We start from the raw sequence: 20,458 nt of genomic DNA, 5'->3' as shown, positions 1-20,458 counted from the left end.
CGTCGCGACACCGGGCCGCGAGGGGTCAGACCCCGACGCGGTCCCGCCGCTGCTCGCGGTGCGCTGCGCGCGCCGAGGACAGCGCCGCGTCGAGCCACCCGGTGAGCTCGGCGTCGTCGGGGAGCGCGGTGCCCCGCGGGGCGTAGCTGAACGTCTCGACGGCGCCGGCGAGCCGTAGCAGCGCCGCCGCACCGTCGTCGTCGATCAGCTCGGCCGCCTCGCGCGCGACGGCGCGCGGCGTGCGGGTGGGGGAGACGTCCACACCGAGCCGCGCGAGGTGGTGCAGCACGTGGTCCCACCGCTCGCGCAGGTCGGGCGAGCGCCGGGCGCGTCGGGTCGCGAGGGTGCTCGCGCCGACCGCGGCCAGGACCAGCAGCGCGAGCACCAGCAGCCACGGCGACCCGCCGCTGGTCTCCTCCGTCGCGGGCGTCTGCCCGCCGGTGGTCGTCGTCGCCTCCGACCGGCCGGCGGTCGGCTGCGTGCTCGTCGCCGACGTCGTCGGCTCGGTCGTGGCGGCCGTCGGCTGCTCGGGCGCGTACTCGGGCGGCGGTCCCGCCTGCACGCCGGGCGTGGGTTCGAACCGCACCCAGCCGACGTCGTCGAACAGCACCTGCGGCCACGCGTGCGCGTCGTGGGAGGTCACGGCGACGACGCCGTCGCTGCTGGCCTCGCCCGGCAGGAAGCCCACCGCGAGCCGCGCCGGGAAGCCGAGCGTGCGCGCCATCACGACCATCGCCGTCGCGAACTGCACGCAGTACCCGTGCCTGTCGTTGAGGAAGTCCCAGACCGCGTCGGGCGTGCTGGGCGCAGCGACCGACGTCGAGTAGACGAACCGTGCAGGGTCGCGCAGGTAGTTCTGGATCGCGAGGAGCTGCTCGTACGGCGTCTCCGCGCCCGCCTCGGCCACGACGTCGCGGGCGACCTCGGCGATGTCGCTCTCGTAGCCGGTCTCGGGGAGCGCGAGCAGCTCGGCCGGCACGTCGTCGGGCGGGCGCAGCGACGCCAGCCGGTCGCCGTCGAGCTCGCGCGGCACGATCCGCACCCCGTAGGTGATCGCGCCACCGACGTGCGCGACGACCTCGTCCGCGGCCGCGAGGTAGTCGGCACCGGTGTCGAGGTCGAGCAGCCGCGGCTCGCCCGGCAGCAGCAACCGGTCCTGGCCGAGGTGCTGCACCGAGATCCGGATGTCGACCGGGTCGCCGCTCGGCAGCCCGTCGGTCGGCGTCGGCCACAGCAGCTGGCCCTCGAACGGCACGAGCTCGCCACGGTCCGGGCGGGACCAGCTGCTGCCGTCGAAGGTGTCGACGGTGTACGCGTGCAGCGGGCCGACCTGCTCCGGCTCGGCGCCGGTCCAGGTGAACAGGTCGGAGTCGGTGGAGCGCAGCAGGTCGTCGCGCAGGCCGAGCCCGAGATCCAGACGCGTGGTGCTGGAGCCCACGAGCTCGTAGATCGGGTGCCAGCGCACCGGGACCGGGACCCGCAGCAGCGTCGGCGCGAGGGCGAACGCCGCCACCAGCGCGGTCACCGTGACGGCGGCGGTCGCGGCCGCCGACGCCGCGCTCGGCCGGCGCCGGTAGCGGGTGTCGTCCCTGGCCTGGACGGCGATGAGCAGCACGTAGGCGGCGGCCGCGAGCACGAGCACCGGCGTGCTGACCGGCGCGCCCAGCATGATCGGCACGCACCACAGCCCGAGCACCGGCAGGCCGGACCAGGCCGGCGCCCAGGCGCCGATCGCGAGCATCTCCGCCAGCACGAGCAGGAGCAGCACGCCCGCCGTCACCAGCAGCGCCACGCCGTCGCCCGTGCCGATCGGCGGGTAGGAGGTGCGCATCTGCTCGAGCGTCGGCGGCACCAGCTCGACCACCGAGCGGATCGTGGACTGCGTCGGCAGCACGCCGAGCAGCGCGTCGTCGGGGAAGTACACCGCCGTGATCGCGAGCAGCCCCGTGACCAGACCCAGCAGGGACGGCAGCCCCGCGGACCGGGTCCGCGTGCGCAGCAGCGTCGTCACCAGCATCGCGGCGCCGCCGCACACGAGCGTGCGCCCCAGCCACAGCGCGGGCACCACCAGCGACTGCAGCGTCACGGCGCTGATCCCCACCATCGCGACGACGGTGGCGAGCGCGAGCAGCCGTCTCACCGGACCTCCACGCTCGTCAGGGCGAGCCACGCCTCGGCGATGCTCCCGCGGCCCTCGCAGCCGCCGACGACCCAGCCGCCGTGCTGCAGCAGCCCGACGAGGGCGTTGTCCGGGTCGACCGGGTCGACGACCAGAGCGGTCGACTGCCGCAGCGCGCCACCGGCGGCGATCGAGGCGTCGAGGCTCGCAGCCGGACGGTCCAGCACCGCGACGACGCCCGCCGACGTCGACCGCTGCACCGAGCGCAGCGCGTCCGCGGCGTGCTCGGCCGCGGGCTCGGCGAGAGCGAAGAGGTCGAGCGCGTCACCGACCGTCGTCGTCGTGACGTCGACGAGCCGCCCGTCGGCGACGGTCACGACACGCACGGTGTAGCCGCCCCGCAGCAGCGCCACGGCCATCGACGCCGCAGCGCTCACCGCCCACTCGGCGGCGTCGTCGCGCTCGTCTCCGAGCAGCAGCAGGACGTCGATCACGCGTGTCGTCGTCGGCTCGTCGTGCCGCACCATCAGCTCGCCGTGGCGGGCGGTGGAGCGCCAGTGGACCCGGTGCAGGTCGTCGCCCCGGCGGTACTCGCGGACCGTCAGGTCCTCCAGCGTGCGCTGCGGCAGACCGTGCGAGCGCGGCGCCGACGCCTCCAGCGCGCGCGCCACGACCGCGTCGTCGACGTGCTCGGTCCGGGGCCAGACCAGCACGTCGGCGACGTCTCCGATCGGCGTGCGCCACCACACGATCGCCCACGGGTCGGACCGGACCAGCACCGCGGGCCCCAGCACGTGGCGGCCGCGCTGGGACGGCAGCACCGCGTAGGAGTACGGGCCGAGGCCGCGCCGGCGCAGCGTCGCAGGCACCCGCTCGCGCAGCGAGGACCAGGGCGGCAGCGCGGCCCCGGTCGGCGTCAGCTCGACCGAGCCGCCGACGTCGACCTGCCAGCCGCGCGGCCGCAGCGTGCGTCGTAGGCCGCGCCGCGACGCGAAGGCGCTGCTCACGAGTGCCCACAGCAGCGCGACGACGGGGATCGCCAGCACGACGGCGGCGATGCGCGCCGTCGTCAGCGACTGCAGCGCCGCGGCGACCGCCGCGAGCAGCGCACCGACCAGCAGCATGCCCCAGCCGCGGGCCGTGACACGGACGCCGGTCGCGCCGCTCATCGTGGGACGGGCAGCGTGCGGCGGATCTCCTCGAGCACGTCGGCGGCGGTCGTCGACCCCGAGCGGGCCGAGCGCGTCAGCGCCAGCCGGTGCCCGAGCACGGGCACGAGCACCTCCTGCACGTCGTCCGGGATGACGAAGTCGCGCTCGGACAGCGCGGCGACCGAGCGCGCCAGCGCGAGCAGCTGCAGCCCCGCGCGGGGCGAGGCGCCGAGCTCGACCGCGTCGTGCTGCCGCGTCGCGCGCACCAGCGCGAGCACGTAGTGCCGCACCGCGTCGGACACGAACACCTCGGAGACGTGCCGGATCATGTCGGTCACCTGGGCCTGCGTGAGCACCGGCGTCGTCTGACCCGGCCGCCAGCCGCCGGCGGCGAGCAGCTCCAGCTCGCTCTCCTCGGCGGGGTAGCCGATGCTCACCTGCGCCATGAAGCGGTCGCGCTGCGCCTCCGGCAGCGGGTAGGTGCCCTCCATCTCCACAGGGTTCTGGGTGGCGATGACCATGAACGGCTCCGGCAGCGCGTGCGAGGTGCCGTCGACGGTGACCTGACGCTCCTGCATGCACTCCAGCAGCGCCGACTGGGTCTTGGGCGAGGCGCGGTTGATCTCGTCGGCGATGACGATCGTCGCGAACAACGGGCCCGGGTGGAACTCGAAGGTCCCCGACTCCTGCCGGTAGATCGTGACGCCGGTCAGGTCGCTCGGGAGCAGGTCGGGCGTGAACTGCACGCGCCCGACCGTCCCTTCGACCGAGGCGGCGAGCGCGCGCGCGAGCGTCGTCTTGCCGACGCCCGGCACGTCCTCGAGCAGGAGGTGTCCCTCGGCCAGGAAGACGGCGACCGCCATCCGGATGGCCTGCTCGCCCCCGCGCAGGGCGTGCCGCAGGTTGTCCAGGAGCTGGCGAGCCGTGCCGGCCGACGCCGTCGAGGGTCGCGTCGCCGTCATGACGGAAGGGTACGGGACCCCGCGGCGCGCTCGTCCTCGGTTGGGGGACCGGCGCGAGCCCCCACCCCTCCACTTCCCTCCCCGGTGCGCCGGGTCGCACCGGCCGAACGGCCTGGACACCCGCGCGGACCGCCGCCAGAGGGCCGTGCAGCCGTGGCGACGGCGCCGCGGCGGCCGATTCCCTCCACCTTCCACCACCCGTTCTGACCTGCGCAGATGGGCACATCTGCGCGCACATCGGCGTGCGTGTCACGCTCCGCGGGGAGGAAAGTGGAGTAATGTGGGGCCACGCGGAGCGATCTGGTCGACACGGGACGTCGCCGGAAGGGGGTGGGACAGGTGTTTCTCGGTACCTACGAGCCGAGGCTCGACGAGAAGGGCCGGCTGATCCTGCCCGCGAAGTTCCGTGAGCAGATGTCCGGCGGGGTCGTGCTGACCCGCGGCCAGGAGCGCTGCCTCTACGCCTTCCCGCGCGCCGAGTTCGAGCAGATCCACGAGCAGCTCCGCCAGGCCCCGCTCACGTCGAAGCAGGCGCGCGACTACATGCGCGTGTTCCTCTCCGGCGCGACCGACGAGGTGCCGGACCGGCAGGGGCGCGTGACGATCCCCGCGATCCTGCGCCGCTACGCCGGCCTCGAGCGCGACCTCGCGGTCATCGGGTCCGGCTCGAAGGTCGAGATCTGGGACGCCGAGGCCTGGGCCACCTACCTCGAGGCGCAGGAGGCCACCTACGCCGAGATCACCGAGGAGGTGGTGCCGGGCTTCTGACGGTCGCACCACCGTACGGCGAGGTCTCTCACCGCGGCTCTGACGCACTTCCCCGGCGTCAGAGCAGTGCGGGGGGAGTCCTGGTCGGGCGGTGGAGGGCCTCCCGACCAGCAACCAGACACCGCACCGGCGGCTCCCGCCGCACCGCTCCACCCACCACCACCCACCACCCGTCACCACCAGGAAGCGACACGTGCCGACACAGCCCACGCCGCACGAGGAGGCACAGCCCGTGCACGTGCCCGTGCTGGCCGAGCGCTGCCTCGAGCTGCTCGCTCCTGCGCTGACGGCCGACGCCGACCGGCCGCACCCGGTGCTGGTGGACGCGACCCTGGGGCTGGGCGGGCACAGCGAGCTCGTGCTCGAACGACTGCCGGAGGTCCGCGTCATCGGGATCGACCGCGACCCCGACGCGCTGGCCCGCTCGCGCGACCGGCTCGCCGCCCACGGCGACCGGTTCGTCGCCGTGCACGCGACCTACGACCAGATCCCGCAGGTGCTCGCCGAGCACACCGCGGACGGCCGCGCCCAGGCGGTGCTCATGGATCTCGGCGTGTCCTCGATGCAGCTCGACCAGGCCGGCCGCGGGTTCGCCTACGCGCAGGACGGACCGCTGGACATGCGGATGGACACCAGCACCGGCGTGACGGCGGCCGAGCTGCTCGCGGAGGCGCCCGAGGCCGAGCTGCGCCGGATCCTGCTCAGCTACGGCGAGGAGAAGTTCGCCGGCCGCATCGCGGCCGCGATCGTGGCGCGCCGCGACACCGACCCGGTCGTGCGCACGGGCCAGCTCGCCGAGCTGGTGCGCGACGCGATCCCGGCACCCGCGCGGCGGCGTGGCGGCAACCCGGCCAAGCGGACCTTCCAGGCGCTGCGGATCGCCGTCAACGCCGAGCTCGAGGTGCTCGCCCGCGCGGTGCCTGCCGCGATCGCGTCGGTGAGCGTCGCCGGGCGTCTCGTCGTCATGTCGTACCAGTCGCTGGAGGACCGCATCGTCAAGCGCGCCCTCGCAGCGGGCGCGACCTCGCGCACGCCGCCCGGCATCCCGGTGGAGCTGCCCGAGCACCGTCCCTACCTGCGGCTGCTCACCCACGGCGCCGAGACGGCGTCGCCCGAGGAGATCGCCACCAACCCCCGTTCCGCCTCGGTCCGGCTGCGCGCCGCCGAGGTCGTCCGCGACCGAGAGGAGGCCGCATGAGCGCGATGCCGTTGCGCGCACCACGACCGAGCGGGAACGCCGGCCTGCGCTGGCGTCCCCGGCTGCGGCTGGTCCGCGCGCCCGCGCCGGCTCGGTCCCGGCTGCTGTTCCTGCTGCTGTGCGTGGGCATCCTCGGCGGTGCGATGCTCGGCGCGCTCGCGCTCAACACCGCGATGGCGACGACCGCGTACGTGCTGCGTGAGCGCCAGGTCGAGCTGGCGCGGCTCACCGAGAGCGAGCAGCAGCTGACCGCGACCGTCGAGCAGCTGAGCTCGCCGGCGCAGCTGGCCAACCAGGCGCAGCGACTGGGGATGGTGCCCGCCGAGGGTCTGAGCTACATCGATCTCGAGACCGGCACGATCAGCGGCCCGGCGGCGGCGCTGGTCGGTGAGGGCGACGGCTGAGCGCGGGGGAGCGATGAGCAGCAGGGGAACGAGGGGGACCGGGACCGCCCGCGGCACCGGGCGCGCGACGCCGCGCACCGGGACGCGCACCACGACGCGCGGTCGCTCGTCGGTGCGCAGCAGGCGGCCCGCCGCACGGCCGACCCCGCCGCGCGCCGAGCGCCGGCAGGCGGTCGTGCTCGCGATCGTCTGCGCGATCGCGACGCTGTTCGCCGGCCGGCTCGTGTACGTGCAGGCGATCGCCGGGCCGACGATCGCGCAGGCCGCGGCGCAGGCGCGCAGCTTCACGAGCGTGCTGGTCGCCCCGCGCGGCGACATCCTCGACGCCGACGGCGAGGTGCTCGCGACCTCGGTCACCACCTACGACCTCATCCTCGACCTCGAGCAGGTGCCGACCTACACGCTCAAGGACGAGGACGGCGAGGTGATCGGCCGCGGTGCGGCCGCCCTCGCCCAGCAGCTCGCCCCGATCCTCGGCCGCGACCCGAACGTGCTCGGCGCCGAGCTCGTCGGCGACCCCGAGGAGCCGCGCGGCCGGCGCTACCACGTGCTCGCCCGGCAGGTGACGCCGGAGGTCCGCCAGCAGGTGGCCGAGCTGCGGATCCCGGGCTTCACCGTGGAGGAGAACAACACCCGCACCTACCCCAACGGGAACGTCGCGGGCACCGTGCTGGGCTGGGTGAACAGCAAGGGCGAGGGCATCGTCGGCGTCGAGGAGGCCTACCAGGCTCTGCTGGCCGGCACCGACGGCGCCCAGAGCTACGAGCTGGGCTCGGCGGGACAGCTCATCCCCACCGGCAGCCAGTCGCAGGTGCCGGCGCGGCCCGGCTGCGACATCGTGCTCACGCTCGACCTCGACATCCAGTACATGACGCAGCAGGTCATCGACGAGACCGTGAAGAAGTACGGCGCCGAGTGGGGCGCGGTCGCGGTGATCGAGACCAAGACCGGCCGGGTGCTGGCGCTCGCGGACTCCAACAGCTACGACCCGAACAAGCCGCCGATCGACCGCTACTCGTCCAGCAACGCGGTGCTCGCGCCGTCGTACCAGGCGATCTACGAGCCCGGCTCGACGGGGAAGGTGCTCACGGTCGCGGCCGCGATGGAGGAGGGGCACGTCACGCCGCTCACGCCGATCGACGACCCCTACGCGATGACGGTCGACGGTCAGCGCTTCCACGACCACTCCGAGCATCCCGACCAGGTGCTGACGACGACCGGGGTCCTCGCCGAGTCGGCCAACACCGGCACGATCAACATCGGCAGGTTGATGACCGACGAGACCCGCTACTCCTACATGCAGCGGCTCGGCTGGGGCCGGCCGTCGGGCATCGGGCTGACCGGTGACACGCCCGGCCAGCTGCACCCGTACGAGTCGTGGGACGGCCGCCAGCGCTACACGACGATGTTCGGCCAGGGCGTGGCGGTGTCGCTGCTCCAGAACGCCGGGGTGTTCTCGACCATCGGCAACCAGGGCATGCACCTCGACCCGCGCCTGGTCGACGGCTGGTCGTGCGACGGCGTCTTCGAGGAGGCGCCCGCACCCGAGCCCGACCAGGTGCTCTCGCCGGAGACCAGCGCCCAGATGATCCGGATGCTGGAGTCGGTGACCGACGAGGGCGGCACCGGCACCCACGCCGCGGTCGAGGGCTACCGGGTGGCCGGCAAGACCGGTACCGCCCAGACCGCGGACGGCGCGGGCGGCATCAGCGCGACGACCGCCTCGTTCGTGGGTCTGGTGCCCGCCGACGACCCCGAGCTCACGATCGCCGTCGTCGTCTACAAGCCGACGTCGGGCTTCTTCGGCGGCACCGTCGCGGCGCCGGTGTTCCGCGACGTCGCGGCGTTCGCGCTGCCGGACCTCGGGGTGCGGCCGTCGGACGAGCCCGCCTCGCCGTACCCGCTGACGCCGTCGGGCGCCGACGGCTGACCGATGCTCGAGGGAGCCACGGCTGCGCCGGGGCCAGGACCTGAACGGGTAGATTCGCGACCATGACGATCGAGGCCGGCGCCGAGGACTCCAGGCGCACGTACGCCGTCGTCGGCAGCACCGGCAAGGCGACGACGTGCTACCTGCTGGAGCACGTGCTGTCCGCCCTCGGTCGCAGCACCGCGCTGTACAGCACGGTCGAGCTCAAGGTCGGGGCGGAGCGCGCCCCCGTCGAGGACGCCGCCGCGCTCGACGTCGCGGCGCTGGTCGCGCGTGCCGAGCAGGCGGGCGTCGACGACACGATCCTCGAGCTGCGCTGGGTCGATCTGGAGCGCACGGACGTGCCGCACCTCGACGTCGCGATGCTCACCTACCTCGACGAGGGGATCGAGGGCGAGCACCGCGACGAGCGCCTGGCCGCCGCCGAGGCGCTGCTGCGCTCGGCCGACCGTGCGCTCGTGCTCGCCGACGACCACAGCGGCGTCGAGATGGCCGCGCGCGTGCCCGGCGCGATCACCGTCGGCACCCACCTGCGGGGGCCCGACACCGACTGGCTCGCCAGCGTCAACGCGAGCCGGCCGGACCACATCGACTTCACCGTGACGCACCGCAGCGGTCGCAGCGTGTCGACGTCGCTGCGGATCCCGACTCGCTTCTCGGTCGGCTACGCGGCGCTCGCGCTGGTGGCGGTCATGGAGCTGGGGGTGAGCGGCGCGACGATCCCGCGCGTGCTGCCGCGCGGTCTGCGCCCGGCGGTCCCGGGCCGCGTCGAGCGCGTGGCGGACCGGCCGCGCTGCATCGTCGACATCGCCTACGTGCCGCAGCGCCTGGAGCGCGTGGTCACCCAGCTGCGCCGCTCGACCAAGGGCCGCCTCTACGTCGTCGTCGGCGCACGCGGCGACCACACCCCCGAGGAGCGTCGGGCGATCGGCCGCGCGGCCGCAGGTGCCGACGTCGTCGTCGTGACCGACGACGACCACGGCCCCGCCGACGACCCCGCGGCGATCCGCGCCGACGTGCTCGCCGCCGCGCGCGAGGCCGGCGCCGCCACGGTCAGCGAGGTCGCTCCGCGCGCCGCGGCGATCCGCGGCACCGTCGCGCTCGCGGCGCCCCAGGACACCGTGCTCGTCGCCGGCCGCGGCCACCTGACGAGGCTGCAGACGGGGGAGGTGCAGGGGCACCTCGACGATCGTGAGGAGGTGCGGGCCGGCATCGCGCAGCGAGGCGCCGCGCCCGCGACGTCATGATCCCGATCACCCTGGCCGAGGTCGCCGCGATCACCGCAGGCACGCTCGGCGGTGGAGTGGCGGAGCCGGGCTCCGCCGCCGTCGTGACGTCGGTCGAGATCGACTCGCGCGCGGTCGCGCCCGGCTGCCTGTTCGTCGCGCTCCCGGGCGAGCACCACGACGGTCACGACTACCTGGACGCCGCCGCACGCGCGGGCGCCGTGGCCGCCCTGGTCTCGCGCGAGGTCGACGACCCGCCGCTGCCGTGCGTGCAGGTGCCCGACACCGCCGCCGGCCTGGCCGACCTCGCGCGCGAGGTCCTCGCACGCCTGCGCGCCGCCGACGACGTCGTCGTGGTCGGCATCACCGGCTCGGTCGGCAAGACCAGCACCAAGGACCTGCTCTCGGTGCTCCTCACGCCGCTGGGCCCCGTCGTGGCGCCGGTGGCCTCGTTCAACAACGAGATCGGCCTGCCGCTGACGGTGCTGCGCGCCGACGAGCGCACCCGCGTGCTGGTGCTCGAGATGGGCGCCGACGCCCCCGGCAACCTCACGTTCCTCACCTCGGTCGCGCCGCCCGACGTCGCGGTCGAGCTGATCGTCGGGCACGCCCACCTCGGCGGCTTCGGCTCGATCGACGGAGTGGCGCGCGCCAAGGCCGAGCTGGTGCAGGGGCTGCGCCGCGACGGCGTCGCGGTGCTCAACGCCGACGACCCGCGCGTGAGCGCGATGGCGCCGCTCGCACCGCGCGTGACGACGTTCGGCCGGTCGGGTGACGCCGACGTGCGTGCGCTCGACGTCACGGTCGACGACGAGGGCCACGCCCGGTTCGTGCTGGCCGCGGGCGAGGAGCGGCTCCCGGTGCGGCTCGGGCTCGCGGGCGAGCACCACGTGACCAACGCACTGGCGGCCGCCACCGTCGCGCTGCACCTCGGGCTGCCGCTGGCCCACGTCGTCGAGGAGCTCGCGGCCGCGGCCCCGATCAGCCCGCACCGCATGCAGGTGACCGACAGCGCCGACGGGATCCGCGTCGTCGACGACGCCTACAACGCCAACCCGACCTCGATGCGCGCCGGGCTGCGCGCCCTCGCCGCGATGACCGCGGGCGAGCGCCGCGCAGTCGCCGTGCTGGGAGAGATGCTCGACCTCGGTCCGGACAGCGGCCGCGAGCACGCCGAGATCGGTGCCTACGCCGCCGAGCTCGGCATCGAGGAGGTCGTCGCCGTCGGTGCGGGCACCGCGCCGCTGCTCGCAGCCGCCGTCGCGGGCGGCAGCGGCGGGCACCACGCCGCCGACGTCGACGAGGCCGAGCAGCTCCTGCGCGGGCTGCTGCGGCCCGGTGACGTCGTGCTCGTCAAGGCCTCCAACGGTGTCGGCCTGTCCAGGATCGGCGACGCGCTCGCCACGGGAGCGCTGGGAGCCGCCACGCCATGATCATCTCCGTCATCGTCTCCGGCGCCGTCGCGCTGCTCGTCTCGCTGCTGGGCACGCCGCTGTTCATCCGGTTCCTCGTGCGCCGCAACTACGGCCAGTTCATCCGGCAGGACGGCCCGACGGCGCACCTCACCAAGCGCGGCACGCCCACGATGGGCGGTGTCGTCATCATCGGCGCGACCGTGCTCGGCTACGCGGTCGCCTACGTCGTGGCCGGCCGCAGCCCCAACGCCTCGGGCGTGCTGCTGCTGTTCCTCATGGTCGGCCTGGGGCTGATCGGGTTCCTCGACGACTTCACGAAGATCAGCCGGCAGCGCTCGCTCGGGCTCTCGCCGATGTGGAAGATCATCGGGCAGGGTGCCGTCGGCATCACGTTCTCGGTGCTGGCTCTGCAGTTCCCCAACGAGCGGTTCCGCACCCCGGCCAGCACCCACATCTCGTTCATCCGCGACCTCGGGCTCGACCTGGCGTTCGCGGGCGCGACCGTCGGTCTCGTCCTGTTCGTCATCTGGTCGAACTTCCTCATCACGGCGTGGTCGAACGCCGTCAACCTCGCCGACGGCCTGGACGGCCTGGCCACCGGGCTGTCGGCGCTGGTGTTCGGCGCCTACGTCATCCTCACGATCTGGCAGGCGAACCAGAGCTGCCAGGTGCTGAGCCAGGCGCTGTCGAGCTGTTACGAGGTGCGCGACCCTCAGGACCTCTCGATCGCCGCCGCCGCGATCGTGGGCGCCTGCGTCGGGTTCCTCTGGTGGAACACCTCGCCCGCCAAGATCTTCATGGGCGACACGGGCTCTCTCGCGCTCGGCGGCGCGCTGGCCGGGCTGACGATCCTCACCCGCACCGAGATCCTCGGCGCGATCATCGGCGGGATGTTCGTGCTGGTCATCCTCTCCGACGTCATCCAGATCGGGTGGTTCAAGATGACCGGCAAGCGGGTGTTCAAGATGGCACCGCTGCACCACCACTTCGAGCTGATGGGGTGGGGCGAGGTCACGATCGTCGTGCGGTTCTGGATCGTCGCCGTGCTGTTCGTCGCGACCGGCCTCGCGATCTTCTACGCCGAGTGGATCCCGCGGTAGTGGCCGGGGCGGGCACGGTGCAGGACATCGACGCGCTGCGCGCTGCGCGCGCCGTCGTCGTCGGGCTGGGCGCGAGCGGCCGCGCCGCCACGGCGGTGCTGCACGAGGTCGGTGCGCGCGTCACGGTCGCGGTGCCCGACGCCGAGGAGGCCGAGCGCGCCGACCTGCCCGCGGGTGTCGCGGTCGTCGCCGACCGCGACCCGCACCGGCTGGCAGAGCTGGTCGCCGCGACCGACCCTGGCCTGCTGGTCGCCTCGCCCGGGGTGCCGCCCGCGAACCCGGTGCTCGCGTCCGCGGCGCGCGCCGGCGTCGACGTCTGGAGCGAGGTCGAGCTCGCGTGGCGGATCGACCGGCCGAGCACGCGCTGGCTGACGCTCACCGGCACCAACGGCAAGACGACGACGGTCGGCATGCTGGCGTCGGTGCTCGCGGCGGCCGGCTGGCACGCCCCGGCGGTCGGCAACGTCGGCACCCCGATCTCGACGACGGTGCTCGACGCGCGCGCCGGCGGTCGCCCGCTCGACGGTCTCGCGGTCGAGCTGTCGAGCTTCCAGCTGCACTTCACCCGCTCGCCCTCGCCGCTGGCGAGCGCGTGCCTCAACATCACCGACGACCACCTCGACTGGCACGGTGGTCCCGAGGGCTACCGGGCGGACAAGGCTCGCGTGTACGAGCACACCCGGGTGGCGTGCGTCTACAACGTGGCCGACGGCGCGACCCGCCGGATGGTCGAGGAGGCCGACGTCGTCGAGGGTGCCCGGGCCGTCGGGTTCACGCTGGCGGCGCCCCGCGTCGCGGAGGTCGGCGTCGTGGAGTCCCACCTCGTCGACCGGGCGTTCATCACCGACCGGCACACCCACGGCCAGGTGGTGGCTGACCTGGCCGACCTCGCGCACCTCGCCGCGGGCAGCGGCGCCAGCGTGCCGCCGCACCTCGTGGAGAACGCGCTCGCCGCGGCGGCGCTCGCGCGCGCGGCCGGTGCCGCGCCCGAGGCGGTCGCGCAGGGGCTGCGCGACTACCGGGGCGGGCCGCACCGCATCGAGCTCGTCGCGACCGTCGACGGCGTCGACTACGTCGACGACTCCAAGGCCACCAACGCGCACGCGGCGGCCGCCTCGCTCGCGTCGGTGCCGCCCGGTCGCGCGGTGTGGATCGCGGGCGGGCTGGCGAAGGGCGCGAGCCTGCACGAGCTGGTCCGCGACCGGGCCGACCGGCTGCGGGGCGTCGTCGTCATCGGGGTCGACCAGCAGCCCGTGCTGGACGCGCTTGCCCGACACGCCCCCGAGATCCCGCGAACGCGCATCGACCCGGGTGAGCATGAGGTGATGACCGCCGCCGTCTCCGCAGCAGCGCGCCTGGCCACGCCGGGCGACGTCGTGCTGCTCGCACCGGCGTGCGCGTCCATGGATCAGTTCGACTCCTACGCGCACCGCGGCGAGGCGTTCGCCGAGGCCGTCCGGGCGCTGGCGGCGCAGGCATGAGCGCCGTCGGGCTGGCCACGCGCAAGCGGACCACGGCCCGGCCGGGGCGAGCGACGCAGCGGCGTGGCACCTCGCGCCCGCGCGGGACGCAGGCGCCGTCGGCGTTCGCGCAGTGGCGCACCGCCGTGTGGGCGTCGCCGACCACGAGCTACTACCTCGTCGGCGGCGCCGTGGTGCTGCTGCTCGCGATCGGGCTCGTGATGGTGCTGTCGGCCTCGATGGTCGACTCGCTCAACAAGACGGCGAGCAGCCCAGGCGGTCCGACGCCGTTCCGCGACTTCCTCGACCAGCTGACGTTCGCCGCGATCGGCGTGCCGCTGGCCGTCGTCGCCTCACGGTTCCGGCCGGAGTGGTACCGGCGTCTCGCGTGGGTCGCCCTCGCCGGCGCCGCGGCGCTGCAGGCGCTGCTGTTCACGCCGCTGGCGATCCGGGTCGGCGGCAACACCAACTGGGTCCAGCTGCCCGGCATCGGCACCTTCCAGCCGTCGGAGTTCGCCAAGCTCGGCCTGGCGGTCTGGCTCGGAGCCGTGCTCGCGACCAAGGGCGAGCTGCTGCGCCAGTGGCGCCACGCGCTCGTGCCGGGCGTGCTGGTCGCCGGCGGCTTCCTCGGGCTGGTGCTGCGCGGCCACGACCTCGGCACCGGGCTCATCATCATGGCGCTGGTCGCGGGCGCGCTGTGGGTCGCGGGGGTGCCGGCCTCGCTGTTCGTCCTGCTCGGCTCCTTCGCCGCGGCCGCGGCGGGCTTCCTCGTGTTCTCCTCCGAGAACCGGCGCGCGCGCGTCATGCAGTTCCTCAACCTCTCGGACGGCTCGACCGCGACGGCTGTCGACGACTTCCAGCCGCAGCTGGCGATCGACGCGCTCGGGTCCGGAGGGATCTCCGGCGTCGGGCTGGGCGCCTCCCGCATCAAGTGGCGCGGGCTGCCCGCGGCGCAGGACGACTACATCTTCGCGATCATCGGCGAGGAGCTCGGGCTGCTCGGCACGCTGCTCGTCATCCTCCTCTTCGTCGCGCTCGCCATCGGGATCACCCGTGTCGTGCGCCGTCACACCGACCCGTTCGCCAAGATCACGACGGCGGCGATCGGCGCCTGGGTGATCGGGCAGGCGTTCGTCAACATCGGCGTGGTCATCGGGCTGCTGCCGGTCATCGGCGTGCCGCTGCCGCTCGTGTCGGCCGGTGGCTCCTCCCTCATCACGACGCTGATCGCCCTCGGCGTGCTGCTGTCGTTCGCGCGCACCGAGCCCGGTGCCCGCGAGGCGCTCGCGGCCCGCCGGGGTTCCGTGCGCCGCTCGCTCGCGGTCCTCGCGCCCCGGCTGCGTCGGGGTGGCGCCGCCCGGAGCGCGGCCCGTGGCTGAGCGCAGGGTCGTGCTCGCCGGCGGCGGCACGGCCGGGCACGTCAACCCGCTGCTGGCCCTCGCGGCCGAGCTGCGCCGCCGCGACCCCGGCACCCGGCTGGTCGCGCTCGGCACCGCCGAGGGCCTCGAGTCCACGCTCGTGCCCGCGGCCGGCATCGACCTCGTCACGGTGCCGCGCGTGCCGCTGCCACGCCGCCCGTCGGCCGACGTGCTGCGGTTCCCGGGCCGGTGGCGCCGGGCGGTCGCCGTCGCGGCCGAGGCGATCGCGGCCGACGGCGGTGCGGACGCCGTCGTCGGGTTCGGCGGCTACGTCGCCACGCCGGCCTACATCGCGGCACGCCGGGCCGGTGTCCCGGTCGTCGTGCACGAGCAGAACGCGCGCCCGGGGCTCGCGAACCGGCTCGGTGCGCGCCGGGCCGCGGAGGTCGGGGTCACCTTCCCGGGCACCCGGCTGCCGGGAGCGACCGTGACGGGGCTGCCGCTGCGCCCGGCGATCGCCGACCTGGTCGCGGCACGCGAGGACGATGCCGCGGCCGCACGCCGCGCGGGCGCCGAGGCGCTCGGCCTCGACCCGTCCCGGCCCGTGCTGCTCGTGACCGGCGGCTCGCTGGGCGCGGCGCGCGTCAACGCCGCGGTCGCCGGTGCGGCGGCCGAGGTGCTCGCGACGGGCGCCCAGGTCCTGCACCTCACCGGGGCCGGCAAGGACGAGGACACCCGCCGCGACCTCGCGCGCGCGCTGGGCGCGCAGGCCCACCCGGACTACCACGTGCTCGCCTACCTCGAGCAGATGCAGCACGCGCTCGCGTGCGCCGACCTCGTGGTGGGGCGCGCGGGTGCGGGCACCGTGTGCGAGCTCGCGGCGCTCGGCATCCCGGCCGTGTACGTGCCGCTGCCGATCGGCAACGGCGAGCAGCGGCTCAACGCCGCGGGCGTCGTCGAGGCCGGTGGCGGACTGCTGGTCGCCGACGAGGACCTCACGCCGGCGTGGGTCGTCGCGACCGCGGTGCCGCTGCTCGCCGACCCGGGACGGCTCGCCGGCATGGGGGAGCGCGCCGCAGGCGCCGGTGTGCGCGACGGCGCGGCCCGGCTGGCCGACCTCGTCGCGCGTGCGATCGGTGAGGGCCGATGACCGAGCGGGTCCACTTCATCGGGATCGGTGGCGCCGGCATGTCGGTCGTCGCCGAGCTGTTCCTCGCGCGCGGCCACGCCGTCAGCGGGTCCGACGCCAAGGACTCCGCCGCGCTCCAGCGGCTCGCCGGCCTGGGTGCGCACGTGCGCGTGGGCCACGCCGCCGAGGCGGTCGAGGGCGCGACGACCGTGGTGGTGAGCACCGCCATCCGCGAGGACAACCCGGAGCTGCTCGCCGCCCGCGCCGCCGGGACCGAGATCATCCACCGGTCGGTCGCGCTCGCGCGCGCCGCTGCCGGGCTCGATTTCGTCGCGGTCGCCGGCGCGCACGGCAAGACGACGACGTCGGGCATGCTCGCCACCGCGCTCGCCGAGGTCGGCGCGGACCCCTCGTACGCGATCGGCAGCGTGCTCGTGAGCTCCGGCACCGGGGCCCACCTGGGGTCGGGCCGGGCGTTCGTGGCCGAGGCGGACGAGTCCGACCTGTCGTTCCTCAACTACCGTCCCCGCGTCGCGGTCGTCACCAACGTCGAGGCGGACCACCTCGACCGGTACGGCTCGACGGCGGCCGTCCACGAGGCCTTCGAGCGGTTCGTCGACCGGGTCGAGCCCGGCGGGCTGCTCGTCGCCTGCGCGGACGACGCCGGCTCGGCGGCGCTGGCCGCCGGCGCGGCCGGCAACGGCGTGCGGGTGCAGCGCTACGGCGTCGCCGACGCGGTCGCGGGCGGTGCGTGGCCCGAGCCGCCGCCCTCGGCGCGCCCGGACGTGCTGCTGCACGACGTGCGCCTGAGCGGTGACGGCAGCACCGCGGTGCTCCGCCAGCAGGGGGAGGACGACGTCGAGCTGCGGCTCGGCGTGCCCGGCGCGCACAACCTGCGCAACGCGACCGCCGCCTGGTGCGTCGGCGTCGAGCTCGGCGTCGACCGCGCCGCGATGGCTCGCGCCCTCGGCGCGTTCACGGGCACCGCGCGCCGGTTCCAGCTGCGCGGCGAGGTCGCCGGTGTCCGTGTCGTCGACGACTACGCCCACCACCCGACCGAGGTCGCCGAGCTCCTCAAGGCCGCGCGCGCGGCGGCGCGGGGCGGTCGCGTGCTCGTGCTGTTCCAGCCCCACCTGTACTCGCGCACGCAGGCGTTCGCCGCCGAGTTCGCCGCGGCGCTCGACGCCGCCGACGAGGTGGTCGTCACCGACGTCTACGGTGCCCGCGAGGACCCGGTGCCCGGGGTCACCTCGGCGCTGGTGACCGACCGCATGCGGTCCGGCCGGCACGTGCCCGACCGGCTCGCGGCGGCCGCCGCGGTGGCCGAGGCCGCGCGCCCCGGCGACCTGGTGCTCACGGTGGGCGCGGGCGACGTCACCGAGCTGGGCGAGACGATCCTCGCCGCGCTGGCGGCGCGCGAGGAGGCGTGATGGCACGCCGACCCACGCTCCCGCCGTCGATCCCGCCGGCCTCCCGGCAGCGCACGGCCCGCTCGGGCGGCACGGGTACCACGGTGGCGGTCGCCGAGCGCGCGAGCGCCCGCACCGACCGCGTGAGCGACGGGCTCACGGAGCGGCTCGAGGAGCGCCGCCGTGCCCGACGGCGGCTGCGGCTGCGCGCGGTCGCGATGGTGGTGGCGGGCGTGCTGGTGCTCGCCGGGGTGGGCTGGGTCGCGCTCGCCTCCTCGCTGCTGGCGCTGCGGCTCGACGACGTCGAGGTGGTGGGCACCGACGACATCGCGCGCTCCGAGGACGTGCTCGCGGTCGTCGCGCCGCACGAGGGAGAGCCGCTGCTGCGCCTCGACGCGCCACGGCTGCGCGACGAGCTGGAGGCCGTCGCCGGCGTGGGGGAGGCGACCGTGCGGCGCGTGCTCCCGCACGGCCTGGAGATCACGGTCGTGCCGCGTGTGCCGGTGGCGACCGTCGCCGCCGAGGACGGTTACGTGCTGCTCGACGCCGAGGGCGTCGAGCTGGCGGTCACGCAGGAGCCCCACGAGGGTGTGCCCGTCGTCGACGTGCCGGTGGGCAGCGACACGACCGCGGAGGCCCTGGAGGCCGTCCTGACCGCGATGGACGCGCTCGGGGAGTCCCTGCTGCAGCGCGTCGTCAGCGTCTCGGCGCCGACCGCGTACGAGGTCGAGCTCGTGCTCGACTCGGGTGCCCGGGTGGTGTGGGGGAGCGCGGAGGACAGCGAGCTCAAGGCCGCGGTGCTCGAGCGCCTGCTGCAGGTGCCGGCGGAGGTCTACGACGTCTCGGCGCCGCTCAACCCGATCACGCGCTGAGGCCGCCGGCACCGACCTGCGACACGCCCACGGATGTCGTTGGTGGGACCCGGTCGCGGACCTACCGTCGTCGCGATCAGAAATGACATAACTCTCACCCTCAGGTTGAGGTTGAAGGTTGAGGGAAGTGTCCGAGGCAGCATCGGCGAGAGGGACTGACGTGGCGGCACCGCAGAACTACCTAGCGGTCATCAAGGTGGTCGGCATCGGCGGTGGCGGCGTGAACGCCGTCAACCGCATGATCGAGGTCGGGCTGAAGGGCGTCGAGTTCATCGCCGTCAACACCGACGCCCAGGCGCTGCTGATGAGCGACGCCGACGTCAAGCTCGACGTCGGCCGCGAGCTCACGCGCGGCCTGGGGGCGGGGGCGGACCCCGAGGTCGGCAAGAAGGCGGCAGAGGACCACGCCGAGGAGATCGAGGAGGTGCTCCGCGGCGCCGACATGGTCTTCGTCACCGCGGGCGAGGGCGGCGGCACCGGTACCGGTGGCGCGCCGGTCGTCGCGAAGATCGCACGCTCGCTGGGTGCCCTGACCATCGGCGTCGTGACCCGCCCGTTCACGTTCGAGGGACGCCGGCGCGGCGTGCAGGCCGACTCCGGCATCGACGCGCTGCGCGCCGAGGTCGACACCCTCATCGTCATCCCCAACGACCGGCTGCTCAGCATCAGCGACCGCAACGTCTCGGTCCTCGACGCGTTCAAGTCGGCCGACCAGGTGCTGCTCTCCGGTGTGCAGGGCATCACCGACCTCATCACCACTCCGGGTCTGATCAACCTCGACTTCGCCGACGTCAAGTCGGTCATGCAGGGCGCCGGCTCGGCGCTGATGGGCATCGGCTCCGCGCGCGGCGACGACCGTGCCGTGCAGGCCTCCGAGCTCGCGATCTCCTCGCCGCTGCTCGAGGCCTCGATCGACGGCGCGCACGGCGTGCTGCTCTCGATCCAGGGCGGCAGCGACCTCGGCCTGTTCGAGATCCACGAGGCCGCCCGCCTCGTGCAGGAGGCCGCGCACCCGGAGGCGAACATCATCTTCGGTGCGGTCATCGACGACGCGCTCGGCGACGAGGTGCGGGTGACCGTCATCGCCGCGGGCTTCGACTCCAACGACGGCCCGGCCGGCCGTGCGGCCCGCGCCGCGAAGGAGAGCGCGGCCGCCGCGGCTGCCCCCGCCGCCGTCCGGACGGCGCCCACGCCCGCGGTCGTCGAGCCGCCGGCCCAGGACGTGCCCGCCGAGCCGGTCGCGCCCGAGCCGGTCGCCGCCGTCGAGAACGAGAGCTCGCCGGTCGAGACGGTCGAGGTGCCCCGGATCGTCGAGGAGGCGCCGCTGCGTCGGCCCACCCCCGACGACCTGGACATCCCCGACTTCCTCAAGTGAGCGGCCGCGACGACACGCCGCCGTCGCTGCCCGGTCGCATCCCGCGGCTGGTCTAGCGTTCGAGGCACGACGACAGCCACCAACGTTCGACGGGAGTAGGCATGGCCGGAGCGCTGCGCAAGACGATGCTGTACCTCGGCCTCTCCGAGGCCGATCGCGAGGAGCACACCGAGGATCCTCACGGCTACGCCGAGGAGGAGACCTACGAGGGTGGCTACGAGGCCTACGAGGACGAGGAGGAGGCTCCGGCCGCCGAGGTGACACCGATCAACCGCGCCGCGCGGCTGGACGCCGGTCCGCTGCGCCGCATCACCACCGTCCACCCCCGGACCTACAACGACGCGAAGGTGATCGGTGACGCGTTCCGCGCCGGCACGCCCGTCATCATGAACCTCAGCGACATGAGCGACGCGGAGGCGAAGCGGCTCGTCGACTTCTCCGCCGGTCTCGTGTTCGGGCTGCGCGGTGCGATCGAGCGCGTCACCAACAAGGTGTTCCTGCTGTCGCCTGCCTCGGTGGAGATCGCGGCGGAGGCCGCGGAGCCCGAGGTCACGCACGCACGCTTCTTCAACCAGAGCTGAG

Annotated in this window: 17 protein-coding genes; 14 read left to right on the top strand and 3 right to left on the bottom strand. The window is 74.7% G+C overall.

Translation table 11 applies throughout. The annotated features are described in order from the left end of the window. Positions 1 to 25 precede the first annotated feature (25 nt). From GPA02_RS01780 to GPA02_RS01770, 3 genes are read right to left on the bottom strand one after another with little or no spacing between them, the layout of a single operon-like run. The gene (locus tag GPA02_RS01780) at positions 26 to 2,140 is read right to left on the bottom strand and encodes a transglutaminase TgpA family protein (RefSeq protein WP_156198104.1); all 2,115 of its coding nucleotides are present in this window, start codon (positions 2,138 to 2,140) and stop codon (positions 26 to 28) included. Next, the gene (locus GPA02_RS01775) at positions 2,137 to 3,288 is read right to left on the bottom strand and encodes a DUF58 domain-containing protein (RefSeq protein WP_156198103.1); all 1,152 of its coding nucleotides are present in this window, start codon (positions 3,286 to 3,288) and stop codon (positions 2,137 to 2,139) included. Before GPA02_RS01775 ends, GPA02_RS01780 begins: the two co-directional genes overlap by 4 nt. Continuing rightward, the gene (locus tag GPA02_RS01770) at positions 3,285 to 4,232 is read right to left on the bottom strand and encodes an AAA family ATPase (RefSeq protein WP_156198102.1); all 948 of its coding nucleotides are present in this window, start codon (positions 4,230 to 4,232) and stop codon (positions 3,285 to 3,287) included. The genes GPA02_RS01775 and GPA02_RS01770 overlap by 4 nt, the downstream gene beginning before the upstream one ends. A gap of 339 nt (positions 4,233 to 4,571) precedes the next feature. Between GPA02_RS01770 and mraZ the strand changes: the two genes are divergently transcribed. The 14 genes from mraZ to GPA02_RS01700 all read left to right on the top strand — a co-directional run bounded on the left by mraZ (position 4,572) and on the right by GPA02_RS01700 (position 20,457). Then, a complete protein-coding gene (gene mraZ / locus GPA02_RS01765) occupies positions 4,572 to 5,000 on the top strand; it encodes a division/cell wall cluster transcriptional repressor MraZ (protein ID WP_156198101.1) in 429 nt (142 codons plus the stop codon). Positions 5,001 to 5,193: 193 nt separating this feature from the next. Then, entirely contained in the window at positions 5,194 to 6,198 is a 1,005-nt protein-coding gene (gene rsmH / locus GPA02_RS01760; protein WP_156198100.1) for a 16S rRNA (cytosine(1402)-N(4))-methyltransferase RsmH, read from the top strand. After that, the gene (gene ftsL, locus GPA02_RS01755) at positions 6,195 to 6,602 is read left to right on the top strand and encodes a cell division protein FtsL (protein ID WP_156198099.1); all 408 of its coding nucleotides are present in this window, start codon (positions 6,195 to 6,197) and stop codon (positions 6,600 to 6,602) included. The genes rsmH and ftsL overlap by 4 nt, the downstream gene beginning before the upstream one ends. 13 nt (positions 6,603 to 6,615) lie before the next feature. Beyond that, a complete protein-coding gene (locus GPA02_RS01750) occupies positions 6,616 to 8,532 on the top strand; it encodes a peptidoglycan D,D-transpeptidase FtsI family protein (protein WP_156198098.1) in 1,917 nt (638 codons plus the stop codon). A gap of 62 nt (positions 8,533 to 8,594) precedes the next feature. Further along, entirely contained in the window at positions 8,595 to 9,779 is a 1,185-nt protein-coding gene (locus tag GPA02_RS01745; RefSeq protein ID WP_156198097.1) for a glutamate ligase domain-containing protein, read from the top strand. Then, on the top strand, positions 9,776 to 11,191 hold the full coding sequence (locus tag GPA02_RS01740; protein WP_156198096.1) for a UDP-N-acetylmuramoyl-tripeptide--D-alanyl-D-alanine ligase: 1,416 nt from the start codon (positions 9,776 to 9,778) through the stop codon (positions 11,189 to 11,191). Before GPA02_RS01745 ends, GPA02_RS01740 begins: the two co-directional genes overlap by 4 nt. Then, a complete protein-coding gene (gene mraY, locus GPA02_RS01735) occupies positions 11,188 to 12,273 on the top strand; it encodes a phospho-N-acetylmuramoyl-pentapeptide-transferase (protein ID WP_414635364.1) in 1,086 nt (361 codons plus the stop codon). Before GPA02_RS01740 ends, mraY begins: the two co-directional genes overlap by 4 nt. Continuing rightward, positions 12,273 to 13,754 carry a UDP-N-acetylmuramoyl-L-alanine--D-glutamate ligase gene (murD, locus tag GPA02_RS01730; RefSeq protein WP_240133815.1) on the top strand — a complete coding sequence of 494 codons (1,482 nt, stop codon included), beginning with the start codon at positions 12,273 to 12,275 and terminating at the stop codon, positions 13,752 to 13,754. The genes mraY and murD overlap by 1 nt, the downstream gene beginning before the upstream one ends. Continuing rightward, positions 13,751 to 15,112: a peptidoglycan glycosyltransferase FtsW gene (locus tag GPA02_RS01725; RefSeq protein WP_156198095.1), complete on the top strand. Its 1,362-nt coding sequence runs from the start codon at positions 13,751 to 13,753 to the stop codon at positions 15,110 to 15,112. The genes murD and GPA02_RS01725 overlap by 4 nt, the downstream gene beginning before the upstream one ends. After that, positions 15,105 to 16,241, top strand: coding sequence for a UDP-N-acetylglucosamine--N-acetylmuramyl-(pentapeptide) pyrophosphoryl-undecaprenol N-acetylglucosamine transferase (locus GPA02_RS01720; RefSeq protein ID WP_240133814.1), 1,137 nt, complete (start codon positions 15,105 to 15,107; stop codon positions 16,239 to 16,241). Before GPA02_RS01725 ends, GPA02_RS01720 begins: the two co-directional genes overlap by 8 nt. After that, positions 16,238 to 17,650, top strand: a complete 1,413-nt coding sequence (gene murC / locus GPA02_RS01715) for a UDP-N-acetylmuramate--L-alanine ligase (RefSeq protein ID WP_156198094.1) — start codon at positions 16,238 to 16,240, stop codon at positions 17,648 to 17,650. Before GPA02_RS01720 ends, murC begins: the two co-directional genes overlap by 4 nt. Further along, positions 17,650 to 18,501 carry a cell division protein FtsQ/DivIB gene (locus GPA02_RS01710; protein WP_156198093.1) on the top strand — a complete coding sequence of 284 codons (852 nt, stop codon included), beginning with the start codon at positions 17,650 to 17,652 and terminating at the stop codon, positions 18,499 to 18,501. The genes murC and GPA02_RS01710 overlap by 1 nt, the downstream gene beginning before the upstream one ends. Positions 18,502 to 18,661: 160 nt before the next feature. Further along, on the top strand, positions 18,662 to 19,876 hold the full coding sequence (ftsZ, locus tag GPA02_RS01705; RefSeq protein WP_156198092.1) for a cell division protein FtsZ: 1,215 nt from the start codon (positions 18,662 to 18,664) through the stop codon (positions 19,874 to 19,876). A 101-nt stretch (positions 19,877 to 19,977) separates the two neighbouring features. Continuing rightward, positions 19,978 to 20,457, top strand: coding sequence for a cell division protein SepF (locus GPA02_RS01700; RefSeq protein WP_156198091.1), 480 nt, complete (start codon positions 19,978 to 19,980; stop codon positions 20,455 to 20,457). Position 20,458 lies beyond the last annotated feature (1 nt).

Source organism: Actinotalea caeni (assembly GCF_009733795.1).
Lineage (GTDB): Bacteria > Actinomycetota > Actinomycetes > Actinomycetales > Beutenbergiaceae > Pseudactinotalea > Pseudactinotalea caeni.
The sequence above is the reverse complement of the archived record's forward strand: the minus strand, read 5'-3'. Positions and strand labels throughout refer to the sequence as shown.